We start from the raw sequence: 17,251 nt of genomic DNA on the forward strand, positions 1-17,251 counted from the left end.
CATATTCCCTCCTGAAATCCAGAGCCCGGCCAACGTCGTCAGCATGCCTGACGCCGTCGTTTGGCGCGTGGCCATGGTCCTTGCGCCCTCGGTGCAAGGTCTCAACGGAACAGGAGCCTTCGAAGATGGACATCTTCGTTCTCGCCATAGGCGTCGTCTTCTTCGCCTTGTGTTTTGCCTACGTCAAAGCCTGCGACATCCTCTGAAGGAACGCCAACATGTTGCTCGAATACATCCTCGGCGGCGCAGTGACCGTGTTCCTGCTTGCCTACCTGACCTACGCGCTCATCCGCCCCGAACGGTTCTGACCGTCCAGCGCTCGCACGGAAAGTTTCTCAAATGACCATCAATGGCTGGATACAGATCCTGGCATTCTGCGGGATCATCATTCTGCTCGTGAAGCCGCTCGGCGGCTACATGACGCGCGTTTTTAGTGGCGAGCGCACGCTTTTGTCGCCCGTTCTCGGCCCAATCGAGCGCGTGCTCTACCGGCTTGCCGGCACCAGCGAGCGCGAGGACCAGCACTGGACCGGCTATGCCGCCGCCATGCTGTCGTTCAACATCGCCGGCTTCCTGCTGCTTTACGCGCTGCAGCGGTTCCAGGGCTCGCTGCCTTTCAACCCGGCGGCCATGGGTGCGGTGCCGGCCGAGCTCTCCTTCAACACCGCCGTCAGCTTTGTCACCAACACCAACTGGCAGAATTACGGCGGCGAAAGTACGATGTCCTATCTCGTGCAGATGGCTGGCCTCACGGTGCAGAACTTCGTTTCTGCCGCGACCGGCATCGCCATCGGCATGGCGCTAATCCGCGGCTTTGCTCGCGCCTCGGGCAAGTCGATCGGCAATTTCTGGGTCGACCTGACCCGTTCCACGCTTTACGTGCTGCTGCCGCTCTGCGTGCTGCTGACGCTAGCCTATGTTTGGCTCGGCGTACCGCAGACAATCGGCTCCTACGTTGCCGCGACCACGGTCGAAGGCGCTCAGCAGACCATCGCTGTCGGTCCGGTTGCTTCGCAGCTGGCGATCAAGATGCTCGGCACCAATGGCGGCGGCTTCTTCAACGCCAACTCGGCGCATCCGTTCGAAAATCCTGACGCCATTTCCAACTTCCTCCAGATGGTCTCGATCTTCGCCATAGGCGCCGCCTTCACCAACGTTTTTGGCCGCATGGTCGGCAACCAGCGCCAGGGCTGGGCGATCTTCGCCACCATGGGCATCCTGTTTGTCGCCGGCGTCGCCGTCACCTACTGGGCCGAAGCCGCAGGCAACCCGCTGGTCCATGCGCTCGGCATCGATGGCGGTAACATGGAAGGCAAGGAAGCACGCTTCGGCATCGTCTTGTCGGCACTCTTCGCTGTCGTCACCACCGCTGCCTCCTGCGGCGCGGTCAACGCCATGCATGGCTCGTTCACGGCACTAGGCGGTCTCATCCCGCTCATCAACATGGAGCTGGGCGAAGTCATCATCGGCGGCGTCGGCGCTGGTTTCTACGGCATCTTGATGTTCGTCATCATCGCCATCTTCGTCGCTGGCCTGATGGTTGGCCGCACGCCGGAATATCTCGGCAAGAAGATCGAGGCCAAGGAGGTCAAGATGGCCATGCTCGCCATCCTGTGCCTGCCGCTCTCCATGCTCGGCTTCACTGCGATTTCGGTTCTGATCCCGAGCGCTGTCGCCTCGGTTGGAACGCCTGGCCCGCACGGCTTTTCCGAGATCCTCTATGCCTACACCTCGGCGACGGCCAACAACGGCTCGGCCTTCGGCGGCCTGACGGGCAACACGCCCTGGTACAACATCACCATCGGCATCGCCATGTTGATGGGGCGCTTCCTGGTCATCATCCCGGCACTCGCCATCGCCGGTTCGCTGGTGACGAAGAAGACGGTTCCAGCTTCCGTCGGCACCTTCCCGACCGACTCTCCGCTGTTCGTCGGCCTGCTTGCCGGCGTCGTGGTCATCGTCGGCGGCCTGACCTTCTTCCCGGCACTCGCCGTCGGCCCGATCGTCGAGCACCTCGCCATGATCGTTGGCCAGACCTTCTGATGCAGCGCCGCAAAACAAAAGAACTGGAGCCTCTCACATGAGCACCCACAAATCTGCGAGCCTGCTCGACGCTCGTATCCTCCTCCCTGCCATAGGCGATGCGTTCAAGAAGCTTGACCCGCGCAGCCTGGCCAAGAACCCTGTCATGTTCGTCGTCGCCGTCGTCTCGGCACTGACCACGGTGCTGTTCTTCAAGGATCTGATCACTGGTGCGGGCGGCCTTGGCTTCTCGTTCCAGATCATCCTGTGGCTGTGGTTCACGGTGCTGTTTGCCAACTTCGCCGAGGCCGTTGCCGAAGGCCGTGGCAAGGCCCAGGCCGACTCGCTGCGCAAGGCGCGGACCGAAACCCAGGCCAAGCTGCTCGAAGGCGAAAGCCGCACTGCTTACAAGATGGTGCCCGGCAATGGCCTCAAGGTCGGCCAGGTCGTGCTCGTTGAGGCCGGCGACATCATCCCATCCGATGGCGAAGTCATCGAAGGTGTCGCTTCGGTCAACGAGGCCGCCATCACGGGTGAATCCGCTCCAGTGATCCGTGAGTCGGGTGGCGACCGCTCGGCTGTGACAGGTGGCACCCAGGTGCTGTCCGACTGGATCCGCGTGCGCATCACCGCTGCCGCCGGCTCGACCTTCCTTGACCGCATGATCTCGCTGGTCGAGGGCGCCGAGCGCCAGAAGACGCCGAACGAAATCGCGCTCAACATCCTGCTCGCCGGCATGACGCTTATCTTCGTGCTTGCCGTTGCCACCATCCCGAGCTTCGCCACCTATGCCGGCGGCTACATCCCGGTCATCGTGCTGGTCGCGCTGTTCGTCACGCTGATCCCGACCACGATCGGCGCGCTGCTTTCGGCTATCGGCATCGCCGGCATGGACCGTCTCGTGCGTTTCAATGTGCTTGCCATGTCGGGCCGCGCTGTCGAAGCCGCCGGCGACGTCGACACGCTTTTGCTCGACAAGACCGGCACCATCACGCTCGGCAACCGTCAGGCGACCGAATTCCGTCCCGTAAAGGGCGTCACCGAGCAGGAACTGGCGGATGCCGCCCAGCTCGCCTCGCTCGCCGACGAAACGCCGGAAGGCCGCTCGATCGTCGTGCTCGCCAAGGAACGTTATGGCATCCGTGCCCGCGACATGGGCTCGCTGCACGCCCATTTCGTGCCCTTCACCGCCCAGAGCCGGATGAGCGGCGTCGATTTCGACGGCTCCACCATCCGCAAGGGCGCTGTGGATTCGGTGCTCAACTACGTCAAATCAAGCGCCACCTCGGCGTCGGGCACGCGTGTCGACACCGAAGCCGTCCGTGGCATCCAGGCGATAGCTGACGAGATCGCCAAGCTCGGCGGCACCCCGCTTGCAGTCGTTCGCGATGCCCGCCTGCTCGGCGTCATCTACCTCAAGGACATCGTCAAGGGCGGCATCAAGGAACGCTTCACCGAGCTGCGCCGCATGGGCATCCGCACCGTGATGATCACCGGCGACAACCCGATGACGGCAGCGGCTATCGCAGCCGAAGCCGGCGTTGACGATTTCCTCGCCCAGGCAACGCCTGAGAACAAGCTCAGCCTCATCCGCGAAGAGCAGGCCAAGGGCAAGCTGGTCGCCATGTGCGGCGACGGCACCAACGACGCCCCAGCGCTCGCCCAGGCGGATGTCGGTGTCGCCATGAACACCGGCACTGTCGCAGCGCGTGAGGCCGGCAACATGGTCGACCTCGACAGCGATCCGACCAAGCTCATCGAGATCGTCGAGATCGGCAAGCAGTTGCTGATGACCCGTGGCGCGCTCACCACCTTTTCGATCGCCAACGACATCGCCAAGTATTTCGCCATCATCCCGGCGATGTTCCTGGCCTTCTACCCGCAGCTTGGCGCGCTCAACATCATGGGTCTCGCGACCCCGCAAAGCGCCATCTTGTCGGCGATCATCTTCAACGCGCTGATCATCGTCGCCCTCATCCCGCTGTCGCTGAAAGGCGTCAAATACCGGCCGATCGGTGCTGGCTCGCTGCTTCGCCGCAACCTGCTCGTCTATGGGCTCGGCGGCATCATCGTGCCCTTCGTCGGCATCAAGGCCATCGACATGGCGATCAACGCCATCGGCCTCGTGTAAAGGACCTTCACCATGTTGAAGCAACTCAGACCTGCACTTGTCATGATCGTGGCACTCACCGTGATCACCGGTCTCATCTATCCCCTGGGCATGACCGGCATCGCGCAAGCGCTGTTCCCGCACCAGGCCAATGGCAGCCTGATCGTCAAGGACGGCAAGGTCATAGGCTCCGAATTGATCGGCCAGGCCTTCACCGGCGAGCGCTACTTCCATGGCCGTCCGTCGGCCGCCGGCGATGGCTACAATGCCGCCGGCTCCAGCGGCTCCAATCTCGGCCCGACCAGCGCCAAGCTGATCGAACGCATCAAGACCGAGGCGGACACGCTCAAGCAGACCGATCCGGGTGCACCGGTGCCGATGGATCTGGTCACCGCTTCGGGCAGCGGCCTTGATCCGCACCTGTCGCCAGAGGCCGCCTACTTCCAGGTGGCACGGGTGGCCAAGGCGCGCGGCGCCAACGAAGCTGTCATCCGCAGCCTCGTCGACCAGTATGTCGAGGCACGCGAACTCGGCTTCATGGGCGAACCGGTGGTCAATGTGCTCAGGCTGAATTTGGCACTCGACGCAGCGATTGCACCCTGACAAGGTCGCGCCGGAGTTCTCGCTCTGCAAGAACTCCGGCGCCGCAGACTGTAAAGAATAGATGCCAGACGATATCAGGGACAAGGAAGGCAGGCCTTCGCCGGACGCGCTGCTAGAGACGGCAGCACGCGAAGGGCGCGGCCGGCTGAAGATCTTCCTCGGTGCTGCTCCCGGCGTCGGCAAGACCTACGAGATGCTGATGTCGGGCCGTGCCCGGCTCGCCGACCATACCGATGTGGTCATCGGCGTGGTCGAGACACACGGCCGCCGTGAAACCCAGGCGCTTGTCGAAGGTTTCGAGGTCATCCCGCGCAAGGCAGTCGACTACAAGGGCCGCAAGCTCGAGGAGATGGACCTCGACGCCATCATCGCGCGCAGGCCGGCACTTGCTCTTGTTGACGAGCTCGCCCACACCAACGCGCCCGGCAGCCGCCATCCCAAGCGTTATCTCGATGTCCAGGAGCTTTTGACCCAGGGTATCGACGTCTACACCACGCTCAATATCCAGCATGTCGAGAGCCTCAACGACATCGTCGCCCAGATCACCCGCGTCACTGTGCGCGAGACGGTTCCCGACTCGATCATCGACCGCGCCGACGATGTCGAAATCATCGACCTCACGCCCGACGACCTGATCAAGCGCCTGCGTGAAGGCAAGGTCTATGTGCCGACCACGGCGCGCCAGGCGATCGAGAACTACTTTTCGCCCGGCAATTTGACCGCGCTGCGCGAGCTTGCGCTGCGCCGCACCGCCCAGCGCGTCGACGAGCAGCTGCTCACCCACATGCAGGCCCATGCCATCGAGGGGCCTTGGGCCGCCGGCGATCGCCTGCTTGTCGCCGTCGACGAGGATCCGCGCAGCGTCTCGCTGGTTCGTTACGCCCGCCGCCAGGCCGATCGCTTGCGCGCGCCTTGGGCGGCGATCCATGTCGAGACCTCGCGTTCGGCCAATCTGCCAGATGCCGACAAGGACCGGCTTGCCGCCACCATGCGCCTGGCCGAACAGCTCGGCGGCGAGGCGGTCACCATTCCCGGCCAGTCGGTCGCCGAAGACATTGTCCGCCATGCCAGCACACATAATTTTACCCACATCGTCGTCGGCAAGGCGAGCAAGCCGCGCTGGCGCGAATATTTCGAAGGCTCGATCACCCACGATCTGATCCGCCAGGCCGGCAACATCAGCGTCCATGTCACCACGGGCAGCGAGCAGGATGCGGCTCTTGCGGCGCAGGGCGTGAAGACCGCTCCCCAGCGCCGGCGTTTCGATCCGTGGCCTTATCTGACGACCACGCTCCATGTCGTTGGCGCGCTCTTTGTCGGCATTGCGCTGCAGCAGTTCCTCGACGTTCGCAACATCGCCCTGGTCTTCCTGATGGCGGTGCTGAGTTCGGCGGTGACGTTCGGCCTGTGGCCGGCATTGTTCGCTTCCTTGCTCAGTGCCGTCGCCTATAATTTCTTCTTCCTGCCGCCGCTCTACACGCTCGACATTTCCGACCCCGAAAGCGTTGTTGCGCTGCTGTTTTTCCTCATCGTCGCGGTCATCGCCTCCAATCTGACCGGACGTGTCCAGCGCCAGGCGGCCGCCGCGCGCGAGCGCGCCCGCCTGACCGAGGACCTCTACCTCTTCTCGAAAAAGCTCGCCGGCACCGGCACGCTCGACGACGTCTTGTGGGCAACCGCCTTCCAGATCGCCTCGATGCTCAAGGTCCGAGTCGTGCTTCTTTTGCCCGAGGATGGCACCATTGCCGTCAAGGCCGGTTATCCGCCCGACGACACGCTTGTCGATGCCGATATCGCCGCCGCCAAATGGGCATGGGAGCACAACCGTGCCGCGGGCCGAGGTGCTGACACCTTGCCGGGCGCCAAGCGTCTTTATCTGCCACTGCGCACCGGGCGCATGGCGGTCGGTGTCGTTGGTCTCGACAATGACCGCCAGGGCCCGCTTTTGACGCCCGAACAGCAACGCTTGTTCGATGCCCTCGCCGACCAGGCGGCGGTGGCCATCGAGCGTATTCAGCTTGTCGCGGACGTCGACCGCGCCCGCCTTGCCGTCGAAGCCGACCGGCTGCGCTCGGCACTGCTGACCTCGATCTCGCACGACCTCAAGACCCCGCTTGCCAGCATCATGGGCGCCGCAGGCGCCCTGCGCGAGTTCGGCACCTCCTTGCCGGAAGAGGGCAGGGCGGAGCTGGTCTCGACGGTGCTCGACGAATCCGAACGCCTCAACCGCTTCATCGCCAATCTGCTCGACATGACCAAGATCGAGTCCGGCGCGATGGAGCCAAACTATGCGCTGCACTACCCCGGCGACATCGTCGGCAGTGCTTTGCGCCGTGCCGCCAAGATCACCGCCCAGCACAAGACCGAAGTCGACATGCCGGCCGACCTGCCGATGTTGAAGCTTGACCCGGTGCTGTTTGAACAGGTGCTGTTCAACCTGCTCGACAATGCCGCGAAATATGCCCCTGAGGGATCGACCATCCGCATCCGCGGCTGGGCCGATGGTGCATCGGTCGCGATCCAGATCATGGACGAGGGTCCGGGTATTCCGCAGGCCGATCTGGAGCGGGTCTTCGATACGTTCTATCGCGTCCGCAAGGGCGACCATGTCCGTGCCGGCACGGGGCTTGGCCTGTCGATCTGCCGTGGTTTCGTCGAAGCGATGGGCGGCACCATTGTCGCCTCGAACCGGGCCGACCGATCGGGCGCGGTCTTCACCATCACCATGCCGGTGCCGGCCGAGCGGCCAAATCTTGGCGGGCCAAACCTCGACGGACCAAACTTGGACGGACCAAACCTGGACGGAATTGCATGACCAACGCTGCGGTGAAGATCCTGATCGTCGATGACGAGCCGCCGATCCGCAAGCTGTTGCGCGTCGGTCTCGGCACCCAAGGCTATGCCATCAGCGAGGCGCCGAATGGCAAGACGGCCATGGCGCTGGTCAAGGAAGAAAAGCCCGACCTGATCCTGCTCGACCTCGGCCTGCCCGATATCGCCGGCCACGACCTGTTGGCCACCTGGCGCAACGAGGGCCTGCAGGTGCCGGTGCTCATCCTGTCGAGTCGCACCGACGAGGCTGGCATCGTCAAGGCGCTGGAACTTGGCGCCGACGATTATGTCTCAAAGCCCTTCGGCATGAACGAGCTTGCCGCGCGCATTCGCACCGCCCTTCGCCACCGGCTGCAGCAGCAGGGCGAAAAGCCGGTGTTCCAGACTGGCGAGCTGTCGGTCGACCTGGTCAAGCGCATCGTCAGGGTGGGTGGTCAGGAAGTGAAGCTGTCGCCCAAGGAATATGACATCCTGCGCGTGCTGGTTCAGCACGCCGGCAAGGTTTTGACCCACCGCTTCCTGCTCGAGCATGTCTGGGGCGGGTCGGCAGACGTGCAATATCTCAGGGTCTATGTCCGCCAGCTGCGCCAGAAGATCGAAAAGACGCCCGACGAGCCGCAATACATCACCACCGAAACCGGCGTCGGCTACAGGCTGCGCGAAGCGGACCTGCTTTAGCCGGAGGGCGCACTCCTTTGGAGCGCGCCCAAAGTTTTTTGCTTACACGTCCAGGTTGGCCACGCTGAGCGCGTTTTCCTGGATGAAGTCGCGGCGCGGCTCGACCTCGTCGCCCATCAGGCGCGAGAACAGCGCATCGGCGTCGGTGGCGTCGTTCACCTTGACCTGCAGCAGCGTGCGCACATTCGGGTCGAGCGTCGTTTCCCACAGCTGCTCGGCGTTCATCTCGCCCAGACCCTTGTAGCGCTGCATGGTCAGGCCCTTGCGGCCCGATGCGAAGACCGCGGCCAGAAGCGCCATCGGTCCGGCGATGGTCTCCGAGACATCCTTGCGGCGCAGCACCGGCGGCTGGGAATAGAGTTCGTTGAGGCGGCCGGCATAACGGTCGAGCGCGCGCGCATCGGCCGAGTTGATCAGCGCCATGTCGAGATGGACGCTCTCCTTGACGCTGCGCAGCGTGCGTTCGAAGACATAGCCGCCCGTGCCGTCATTGTCGGTCGAGATGTGCCCGGTCCAGCCGCGCTCGATGTCTTCCGAGATCAGGTCGAGGCGCTGGGCGATCGTTTCGGCCATCGCCTTGGCGCGGCCGAGATCGTTGAAGATATCAGGGTTGAGCGCACCGGCAATTGCCGCCTGCTCGACCACCGAGCGCGAATAACGCGTGTGCAGGCCGTCGATCAACGTGCGCACGCCGAGCGCGTCGGTCACCGCCGCGCGCAGGTCCTGGCCGGTCCGCACTTCGCCCGACGTCAGGGTCAGCGACGCTTCATCGAGGCCGACATCGACCAGATATTCCTCAAAGGCGCCTTCATCCTTGAGGTACTGCGAGCTCTTGCCGCGCGCCACCTTGTAGAGCGGCGGCTGGGCGATATAGAGGTGCCCGCGCTCGATCAGCACCGGCATCTGGCGGAAGAAGAACGTCAACAGCAGCGTACGAATGTGGGCGCCGTCGACGTCGGCGTCGGTCATGATGATGATCTTGTGGTAGCGCAATTTGTCGGCGTTGAACTCGTCCTTGCCGATCGAGGTGCCGAGCGCGGTGATCAGCGTGCCGATCATCTCGGAGCCCAGCATCCGATCGAAGCGCGCGCGCTCGACGTTGAGGATCTTGCCACGCAGCGGCAGGATCGCCTGGTTCTGGCGCGAGCGCCCGCTCTTGGCGGAACCGCCTGCCGAGTCACCCTCGACGATGAAGATTTCGGACTTGGCCGGATCGCGTTCCTGGCAGTCGGCGAGCTTGCCGGGCAGCGAGGTGATGTCGAGCACCCCCTTGCGACGTGTCAGCTCGCGCGCCTTGCGCGCCGCTTCGCGCGCAGCAGCCGCTTCCACCACCTTGGCGATCAACGTCTTGGCTTCCGCCGGATGTTCCTCAAGCCAGGTACCGAGCGCCTCGTTGACCAGGCTTTCGACGACAGGGCGGACTTCCGACGAAACCAGCTTGTCCTTGGTCTGCGACGAGAACTTCGGATCGGGAACCTTGACCGAAAGCACCGCCGTGAGGCCCTCGCGGCTGTCGTCGCCGGTGATCGAGACCTTTTCCTTCTTGGCGATGCCGGAGGTTTCGGCATAGCCGGTCACCTGGCGCGTCAGCGCACCGCGGAAGCCGGCCAGATGGGTGCCGCCGTCGCGCTGCGGGATGTTGTTGGTGAAGGCCAGCACGTTTTCGTGGTAGCTGTCATTCCACCACATCGCCACTTCGACGGTGATGCCGTCGCGCTCTGCCCGGATGGCGATTGGCGCCGAGATGAGTGGTTTTTTCGCCCGGTCGAGATAGCGGACGAATTCGATCAGGCCACCGTCGTAGAGCAGTTCCTGGACCTTGATGTCGGCATGGCGCTTGTCGGACAAAACGATGCGCACGCCAGAATTGAGGAAGGCGAGTTCGCGCAGCCGGTGCTCCAGCGTGCCATAATCGAACTCGACCATGGTGAAGGTTTCGGGCGAGGGCATGAAGGTGACTTCCGTGCCGGTCTCGCTGCCCGCATCGCCGGTTTCGCGCAGCGGCGCGTCGGCCACACCATGGGTGAAGCTCATCTCATAGATCTTGCCCTTGCGGCGGATCTTGAGTCTGAGGAAGACCGAGAGCGCGTTGACCACGGATACGCCAACGCCGTGCAGGCCGCCGGAAACCTTGTAGGAATTCTGGTCGAACTTACCGCCGGCATGCAGCTGCGTCATGATGACCTCGGCCGCCGACACGCCCTCTTCATGCATGTCGGTCGGAATGCCGCGGCCGTTGTCGGTCACCGTCACCGAACCATCGGGATTGAGCGACACGGTGACAAGCGTGGCGTGGCCGGCCAGCGCCTCGTCGATGGCGTTGTCGACGACTTCGTAGACCATGTGGTGCAGGCCCGAACCATCGTCGGTGTCGCCGATATACATGCCAGGGCGCTTGCGGACAGCGTCCAACCCCTTCAAAACCTTGATGGAATCTGCGCCGTACTCGGCATCTGCGCCGGGAAGGTTCTCGGACTGGTCGCTCATGAAAAACTTTCGTCTGACTGCCGCGGGAGGACGCGGCAGAATCTGCCCCGAATCGCACGCCCATAGATCACCTAGATATAGGCGTTAAGTGTGGTTTTTCCAAGTTTTACGGGGTTTTTGGCTGGGGACGGGCGACCGCGTCACGAGCCTTGGCAACAGCGCGGCAATCCGCCGTTTTTGATGGCGGATTGCTTTGGCTTTGGGCGGCTCAGCCGGCCCGCATCGGCTTCAGCGCTTCGCTCCAGCGGAACAACTCGTCGAGCATCACCTTGGCGCTGTCGTCGATCAGGGCGTTCGACTTGAACTCGCCATTCTCGTCGAGATGCTGGGCGAAGGCCGGAATAGCGATCGCCTCGGGAATAGGCATGATCTTGACCGTGGTCAGCAGCATCTTCTCCGACTGCACGGCGCGCAGGCCGGCCGAAACGCCGCCATAGCTCAAGAAACCGGCCGGCTTGTAGTTCCATTCGCGTGAGAGATAGTCGATGGCGTTCACCAGCGCGGGGGCGGCGAAGTAGTTGTATTCGGGCGTTACGAACGCGAAGGCGTCGGCGGGCTTGATCGCCTCCGACCACTGCCTGGTGTGTTCGTTTTCGTACTGGCCCAGGCGCGGGTGCTTGGGTTCATCGAAGATCGGCAGGCCAAAGGCGTCGATGTCGGTGATGACGGGTTCGAACTTGCCGTGCTCGCGCGCATAGGCTTCGAGCCAGCGGGCGAAAACGGGGCCGACGCGGCCAGGCCGGGTGCTGGCAACGACGATGTTGAGCTGGTGTTTCAAGATTTCAGTCCTTGGTGGGCAGGTATCGAATGGTGACCGGCGGGAGATAGGGCGGGAAACCCTCCAGTGGCAAGAAGGCACCTGTTGGTGACTGGGTCACATCCTGGTTACCTCGGCGCGTCAGTGCCTTTGGTATACCAGCTGCATGGACGCCTGCATCCCCTGCGCCTACATTGGGCCTGTGAGGCAGAGCATCTGATGGATACCAGACCAGAACCCTTCGTTCCCCCAGCACCGATACCGCGCACTAAGCCGCCCTCGACGCTGGAGATGATGCGCATCGTCTACCGCAATCCGCTCGAGTTGTGGGGCGAGCCATCCTACAACGAGCCCTGGATTTCGGTGACGGGCATTGGCGGCCCTTTGGTCATCGCCAACGATCCGGGCCTGATCCGCCACGTGCTGGTCGACAACGCCAAGAACTACAAGATGGCGACCGTCCGGCAGATGATCCTGCGGCCGATCCTGCGCGACGGGCTCTTGACCGCCGAAGGCGATGTCTGGAAGCGCTCGCGCAAGGCCATGGCGCCGGTTTTCACGCCGCGCCACATCTTCGGTTTCGCCAAGCCGATGCTTGCCTGCACGCTCGATTTCGTCAAACGCTATGACAATGCCTTGGAGCCGGTCGATGTCGCCCAGGACATGACCATGCTGACCTACGATATCCTGGCCGAGACACTGTTTTCGGGCGAAATCGCGGGCGAGCCTGGCAGCTTTGCCCATGAGATCGACCGGCTGTTCGAGACCATGGGCCGCGTCGATCCATTCGACCTGTTGCGGGCTCCGGAATGGCTGCCGCGCTTCACCCGCCTGCGCGGCCGCAAGACCATGTCCTATTTCCGCAAGATCGTCACCGACACGGTGGCGATGCGCAGCGAAAAACTGGCCCGCGACCCCGGCAACGCGCCGGAAGATTTTCTCACCCTTCTGCTTCGTGCCGAAGGCCCCGACGGGCTCACGCGGGGAGAGATCGAAGACAACATCATCACCTTCATTGGCGCCGGCCACGAAACCACGGCGCGGGCTTTGGGGTGGACGATCTATTGTCTCGCCGAGGCGACCTGGGAGCGCGACCGGGTCGAACAGGAGATCGACGCGGTGCTGGCTCGCGAGCCTGACCCTGTCAAATGGCTCGACGCCATGCCTTACACCCGCGCAGTCTTCGAGGAAGCGCTCAGGCTCTATCCGCCCGCACCCTCGATCAACCGCGAACCGATCGCCGATGACGAATACAAGGGTTTGAAAATCCCGCGCAAGGCGCAGGTGCTGGTCATGCCCTGGACGGTGCACCGCCACCGCAAGCTGTGGGACCGGCCCGACGCTTTCATGCCCGAGCGTTTCCATCCCGAAAACCGTGACAAGATCGACCGCTACCAGTATCTGCCTTTTGGGGCTGGCCCGCGCGTCTGCATCGGCATGAGCTTTGCCATGCAGGAAGCGATCATCGCGCTCGCCATTTTGCTCTCACGCTACCGCTTCGACACGATCGCCGAAACCAAACCATGGCCGGTGCAGAAGCTGACCACCCAGCCGCAGGGCGGCCTGCCGATGCGCGTGACGCGGCGGTGATAGCTTCCTTCTCCCCGTTCACGGGGAGAAGGTGCCGGCAGGCGGATGAGGGGCAGCGCCCACTTTGACGGGCTAGGAGATTTCGATGCCGATCGATCAGAAGGCCGCTCTCGTCCGCATCTCCGGCCGCGTCCAGGGCGTCAGCTTCCGTGTCTGGACGCAGCGCGAGGCAAGGCGTCTTGGCCTGAACGGTTGGGTGCGCAACGAGCCCGATGGCTCCGTCAGCGCCCTGATCTCAGGCTCCGCTGAGGCGGTGGCCTCGATGCTCGACGCCTTCTGGCAAGGTCCGCGCGGCGCCGATGTCCGCAGCGTCGTGCCCGAGACGGCCGACCCAGCCGATGCGCCTGTTGGCTTCAACATCACCGGCTGATGTTCTGCCCCATCACCGAGTTGCGTGGTCGTTCTTGGGAGGCAGGATTGCCCCACGTCGGCGCTCTTCGCCGTAGTTAGATGCGGAAAATTCGCTTATTTCTTTAAATGATCTGGAAGTATGAGCCGCGTATATTGGACGGATGGCTACCGAATACTCGATATGTTAATAGTCCATCTTGGATAAACGCTTGCCTGCTGTGGAGATTGTCATGCGCGTCGTCCTCGCCTTGTTCCTTTTTGCTGTCGGCGTGATGTGGTCTCTGCAGGTGAGAGCTGAAACTGTTTCTTTGCCTGGCGAATGGCAACAAGTCACATCCAATGCCGGCAGATGCGCGGACTGCCGCATCTCGATCGAACGGAATGGATCGGCTTCAGCGTTACGGCGAACAATGGCTGGTCGGCCGTCTTGCGGCCGAGTCCAGATGGAACAGTCGCCGCACTCGGTGAGGGCAGTTGGAAGCCTAACTTCGGTGGGGTTTACGGCGGTAGGCCGTTCCTCCTCCGCGTCGGAATCGCCGAGGACAAGCTTTTAGTGATCATGTCGGTTTCGAAGGCCGACGGTCGCATCACTCACATCAAAGCTGCCTTCGAAAAGAAGGGTGCTGACAGGGAAGCGATCTAATACGCTCCCCTGATGCACGTTTGCTGGAGTTGGCCGAGGTCGGCCTTACGGCTTTGCGAACGGCTCGACCGTGCCCTTGAGCTTGATGGTGATCGGCTCGCCGAAGCGATCCTTGGACTTGCCGGCCGGCACGCGAATCCAGCCTTCGCTGACGCAATATTCGCTGACGTCCTGGCGCTCCTTGCCGTTGAACAGGATGCCGACGCCTTGCTCCAGCGCCTCGGCGTTGAAAAAGGGGCTGCGCGGATCGTTGCTCAGGCGGTCGGGAAGGGTCATTGCCATCTCCAGTAGTGCTAGGCGTTCATGCGGGCGCCAAACGAATTTGCCTGCGCCGCAAGCTTTGCGAGCGCTGTTAAGGGCATTGGCCGCAGGCGTAAAGGCCTAACGCATCGGCCCACAAATCGGAATCGATTTTCGGAAAGCACGATGCGTCGGTTCAAAGACTTAGAGCGGCCTTTGTGCGTCCATTCGGACGCACGTCGCTCTATGCTCAATTCCGCCCGTAAAACGCGTTTTCGACATGCACCGGCCAGCGTCTTGGCAGCACCGCCACCATGTCGAAGCGCACCGAAAGCCGGCCATAGTCCGGCTGCCGCGCCAGCCACAGATCGGCGGCGCCTTCGATGCGCCGCTCCGAACCGTAGGCCACCGCGTCCATCGCCTCCATCAGCGTGCGCCGCGCCTTCACCTCGACGATCAGCACAAGGTCGCCGCGCCGGGCGATCAGGTCGATCTCGCCGAGCTTGGTCTTGTAGCGCCGGGCAACGATCCGATAGCCCTTGAGCATCAGCGCCAATGCCGCCAGCCACTCGCCGCGATATCCCAGGCGATGTGCTTGCTGGCGGGCAAGGCGGTCAGTCATCTGATCCTTCGCGCAGTTCCAGCAGCCGCCGGTAAAGAGTGGGCTTCTGCTGCCCGGTCATCCGCGCGGCCTCGGCGGCGGCCTTGGACGCCGGCATTTCCTTGGCCAGCGACAACAGCAGCTTGTCGACATCGTCGGCCGTCTCGGTCCGCTCCTCGGGCGGCCCCACGCAGATGACGACCTCGCCCTTGGGGGTGTCAGCATCGGCATAATGCGCGGCGAGTTCGGCCAAGGTACCTGTGCGGATCTCCTCGAAGGCCTTGGTCAGTTCGCGCCCGATCGCTGCCTGGCGCGCGCCGAGCACGTCGGCTATGGCGGCGAGCGTGTCGGCCAACCGGCGCGGCGATTCAAAAAAGATCAGCGTTCCCGGTACCGCCTTCACCTCTTCTAGCCGCGTCCGCTTCTGACCGTCCTTGACCGGCAAGAAACCCGCAAAGAAAAACGCATCCGACGGCAGGCCCGACGCGGTCAGCGCCGCGAGCACGGCCGAAGCCCCGGGGATCGGTACGACGCGAATGCCGCGTTCCTGTGCCTGTCCGACCAGCCGAAACCCCGGATCGGAAACCAGCGGCGTGCCGGCATCCGAAACCAGCGCCACGCTGCGGCCGTTCTCCAAAGCCTCGATCAGCCGCGGCCCGGCCTCGCTGGCATTGTGCTCGTGATAGGCGGTCGGCCGCTGGCGGATGCCGTAGCGTTCGAGCAAAACGCGTGTCACCCGCGTGTCCTCGCAGGCGACATGGTCGGCCGCAGCCAGCGTTTCGAGCGCGCGCAGCGTGATGTCGCCGAGATTGCCGATCGGCGTCGCCACCAGATAGAGCGCTGGCGTCAGCGGCCGTGCCGCGATCTCGGTCTGGCCGATGACATAGACCCGCTTGTTTTCGTTGTTTTGCACGCCGCCTCGCTTTCAGCCCTTCATTGGCATGGCGACGGAGCAGTTGCAAAAGGATGTGATCGCTTTTGCCTTGGCTTTGCCACAGTGCGGGAAACAAATCGCCGCCGCGGATCGGAACACAGAGATTCGTAAACAGAGGCAATAGTATTGGCCATGTCCCATCGCTTCGACGCCTTCATCTCCCGCCTTGACGCAACCACCAAAGCGGCACCGCCATCACGCCTTGTAGGCGACCAGAACCGCTCCCGCCGCGATCAGCGCGACGCCGAGCCAGTTCGCCGTGCTAAGTCGCTCGCCAAGGAAGATAACGCCAAACACCGCGACAAGAACGACGCTTAGCTTGTCGATCGGCGCCACTTGCGCCGCGTTGCCGAGTTTCAGCGCGCGGAAGTAGCATAGCCACGATGCCCCCGTGGCAAGCCCCGACAGCACCAAAAACACATAGGTCTTGCGCGAAATCTCACCGAGCGGCTGAAACTGCCCGGTCGCGGTGATGATCGCGCCCAGCACCAAAAGGATCACCACCGTCCGGATCAGCGTGGCGAAGTCGGAATTGATGTTTTCGATGCCGACCTTGGCGAAGATCGCCGTCAGGGCCGCGAAGATGGCCGAAAGAACGGCCCAGAACTGCCAGTATGCGACGGCGGAATTCATGTCTGGCTCCGTGAAATGGACTTGTTGGCTTTTGAATGGACGTTTACCTCAGCCTTTTCAATCGCCGACTTTCCGAAAGTCGAAAGCACAGCAGTCCGCATGATGACGAACGACAAGGACCACAAGTTTTCGATCTCTGATCTTCGCGACAGGCCGGAATTTGCCGAAACGGTTGCTGATCGCATCTGGAATGCATGGTGGCGCGACGACGGCCACCAGCTCGACTTCATCCAGGGACTGGTGAACGAGAATTTTTCCTCCTCGGGACTGCCCATGGCGTTCGTCGCCCATGATGGCGACACCTTCCTCGGCACCGCTCATCTGATCGACAACGATCTTGAATCGCGCCCGCAATACGCGCCCTGGGTAGCTGCGTTGTGGGTCGACGAAGCCGCACGCAAGTCAGGCGTCGGCACCACACTTGCGCGGGCAGGGGCAGAGGCCGCGTTCAGCCAAGGTTTCGAGACCGTCTATCTCTGCGCCAAGCCACACCTGACTGCCTATTACGAAGGCATGGGCTGGCAACGCATCGAAGACGACGTCGAGGGCACGAACGTGTTTTCGATGCGGCGTTCGGCCTGATCGATTGGACTTCAGGTCGGCGCATTCGCCGGCATGGCGCCGGCGTCTTGGTACTGTCCGTACCGTGCTGAAGGACCGGCGCTGTCAGCGCGGCGCTGAATGCAGGAGCATCCTGAGCCGTCGAGACCGGTCGATCTGTCGCGGCATGGATCCCCGGGTATTCGCATTCGCTGCGCTCCTGCTTCGCC

General features: G+C 63.0%; 16 protein-coding genes. 10 read left to right on the forward strand and 6 right to left on the reverse strand.

Annotated features, from left to right (window positions below):
• The first annotated feature begins 218 nt into the window (after positions 1–218).
• From kdpF to AC1DLV_RS01155, 6 genes are all read left to right on the forward strand, one after another.
• A complete protein-coding gene (gene kdpF / locus AC1DLV_RS01130; protein WP_067954606.1) occupies positions 219–308 on the forward strand; it encodes a K(+)-transporting ATPase subunit F in 90 nt (29 codons plus the stop codon).
• A 31-nt stretch (positions 309–339) separates the two neighbouring features.
• Positions 340–2,043, forward strand: coding sequence for a potassium-transporting ATPase subunit KdpA (gene kdpA, locus AC1DLV_RS01135; RefSeq protein ID WP_476800389.1), 1,704 nt, complete (start codon positions 340–342; stop codon positions 2,041–2,043).
• 37 nt (positions 2,044–2,080) lie between these two features.
• Complete coding sequence (kdpB, locus tag AC1DLV_RS01140; RefSeq protein WP_476800388.1) at positions 2,081–4,153, forward strand: potassium-transporting ATPase subunit KdpB; 2,073 nt, start codon at positions 2,081–2,083, stop codon at positions 4,151–4,153.
• Between the two features lie 12 nt (positions 4,154–4,165).
• Positions 4,166–4,735 carry a potassium-transporting ATPase subunit KdpC gene (gene kdpC / locus AC1DLV_RS01145; protein ID WP_476800387.1) on the forward strand — a complete coding sequence of 190 codons (570 nt, stop codon included), beginning with the start codon at positions 4,166–4,168 and terminating at the stop codon, positions 4,733–4,735.
• 61 nt (positions 4,736–4,796) lie between these two features.
• The gene (locus tag AC1DLV_RS01150) at positions 4,797–7,550 is read left to right on the forward strand and encodes a DUF4118 domain-containing protein (RefSeq protein ID WP_476800386.1); all 2,754 of its coding nucleotides are present in this window, start codon (positions 4,797–4,799) and stop codon (positions 7,548–7,550) included.
• Positions 7,547–8,245, forward strand: coding sequence for a response regulator transcription factor (locus AC1DLV_RS01155; RefSeq protein ID WP_476836096.1), 699 nt, complete (start codon positions 7,547–7,549; stop codon positions 8,243–8,245). The genes AC1DLV_RS01150 and AC1DLV_RS01155 overlap by 4 nt, the downstream gene beginning before the upstream one ends.
• Before the next feature lie 42 nt (positions 8,246–8,287).
• On the opposite strand, the gene gyrB is transcribed toward AC1DLV_RS01155, so the two are convergent.
• Together gyrB and AC1DLV_RS01165 are read right to left on the reverse strand one after the other, a co-directional pair.
• The gene (gene gyrB / locus AC1DLV_RS01160; RefSeq protein ID WP_476800384.1) at positions 8,288–10,732 is read right to left on the reverse strand and encodes a DNA topoisomerase (ATP-hydrolyzing) subunit B; all 2,445 of its coding nucleotides are present in this window, start codon (positions 10,730–10,732) and stop codon (positions 8,288–8,290) included.
• 208 nt (positions 10,733–10,940) lie between these two features.
• A complete protein-coding gene (locus tag AC1DLV_RS01165; protein ID WP_476800383.1) occupies positions 10,941–11,510 on the reverse strand; it encodes an NADPH-dependent FMN reductase in 570 nt (189 codons plus the stop codon).
• Positions 11,511–11,708: 198 nt separating this feature from the next.
• Here AC1DLV_RS01165 and AC1DLV_RS01170 point away from each other — a divergent pair, with 198 nt between their 5' ends.
• The 3 genes from AC1DLV_RS01170 to AC1DLV_RS01180 all read left to right on the forward strand — a co-directional run bounded on the left by AC1DLV_RS01170 (position 11,709) and on the right by AC1DLV_RS01180 (position 14,073).
• Entirely contained in the window at positions 11,709–13,079 is a 1,371-nt protein-coding gene (locus AC1DLV_RS01170) for a cytochrome P450 (protein WP_476800382.1), read from the forward strand.
• Between the two features lie 85 nt (positions 13,080–13,164).
• On the forward strand, positions 13,165–13,449 hold the full coding sequence (locus tag AC1DLV_RS01175) for an acylphosphatase (RefSeq protein WP_476800381.1): 285 nt from the start codon (positions 13,165–13,167) through the stop codon (positions 13,447–13,449).
• Between the two features lie 330 nt (positions 13,450–13,779).
• Positions 13,780–14,073 carry a hypothetical protein gene (locus AC1DLV_RS01180; RefSeq protein WP_476800380.1) on the forward strand — a complete coding sequence of 98 codons (294 nt, stop codon included), beginning with the start codon at positions 13,780–13,782 and terminating at the stop codon, positions 14,071–14,073.
• Between the two features lie 45 nt (positions 14,074–14,118).
• On the opposite strand, the gene AC1DLV_RS01185 is transcribed toward AC1DLV_RS01180, so the two are convergent.
• From AC1DLV_RS01185 to AC1DLV_RS01200, 4 genes are all read right to left on the reverse strand, one after another.
• On the reverse strand, positions 14,119–14,355 hold the full coding sequence (locus tag AC1DLV_RS01185) for a DUF3297 family protein (protein WP_476800379.1): 237 nt from the start codon (positions 14,353–14,355) through the stop codon (positions 14,119–14,121).
• Between the two features lie 208 nt (positions 14,356–14,563).
• Positions 14,564–14,935, reverse strand: a complete 372-nt coding sequence (locus tag AC1DLV_RS01190; protein WP_476800378.1) for a YraN family protein — start codon at positions 14,933–14,935, stop codon at positions 14,564–14,566.
• Positions 14,928–15,827: a 16S rRNA (cytidine(1402)-2'-O)-methyltransferase gene (gene rsmI, locus AC1DLV_RS01195; protein WP_476800377.1), complete on the reverse strand. Its 900-nt coding sequence runs from the start codon at positions 15,825–15,827 to the stop codon at positions 14,928–14,930. Before rsmI ends, AC1DLV_RS01190 begins: the two co-directional genes overlap by 8 nt.
• A 216-nt stretch (positions 15,828–16,043) precedes the next feature.
• Complete coding sequence (locus AC1DLV_RS01200) at positions 16,044–16,481, reverse strand: EamA family transporter (protein ID WP_476784636.1); 438 nt, start codon at positions 16,479–16,481, stop codon at positions 16,044–16,046.
• Between the two features lie 102 nt (positions 16,482–16,583).
• Here AC1DLV_RS01200 and AC1DLV_RS01205 point away from each other — a divergent pair, with 102 nt between their 5' ends.
• Positions 16,584–17,063, forward strand: a complete 480-nt coding sequence (locus AC1DLV_RS01205) for a GNAT family N-acetyltransferase (protein ID WP_476836097.1) — start codon at positions 16,584–16,586, stop codon at positions 17,061–17,063.
• Positions 17,064–17,251: the final 188 nt, after the last annotated feature.

This window comes from Aminobacter sp. 01T433, from assembly GCF_056398585.1.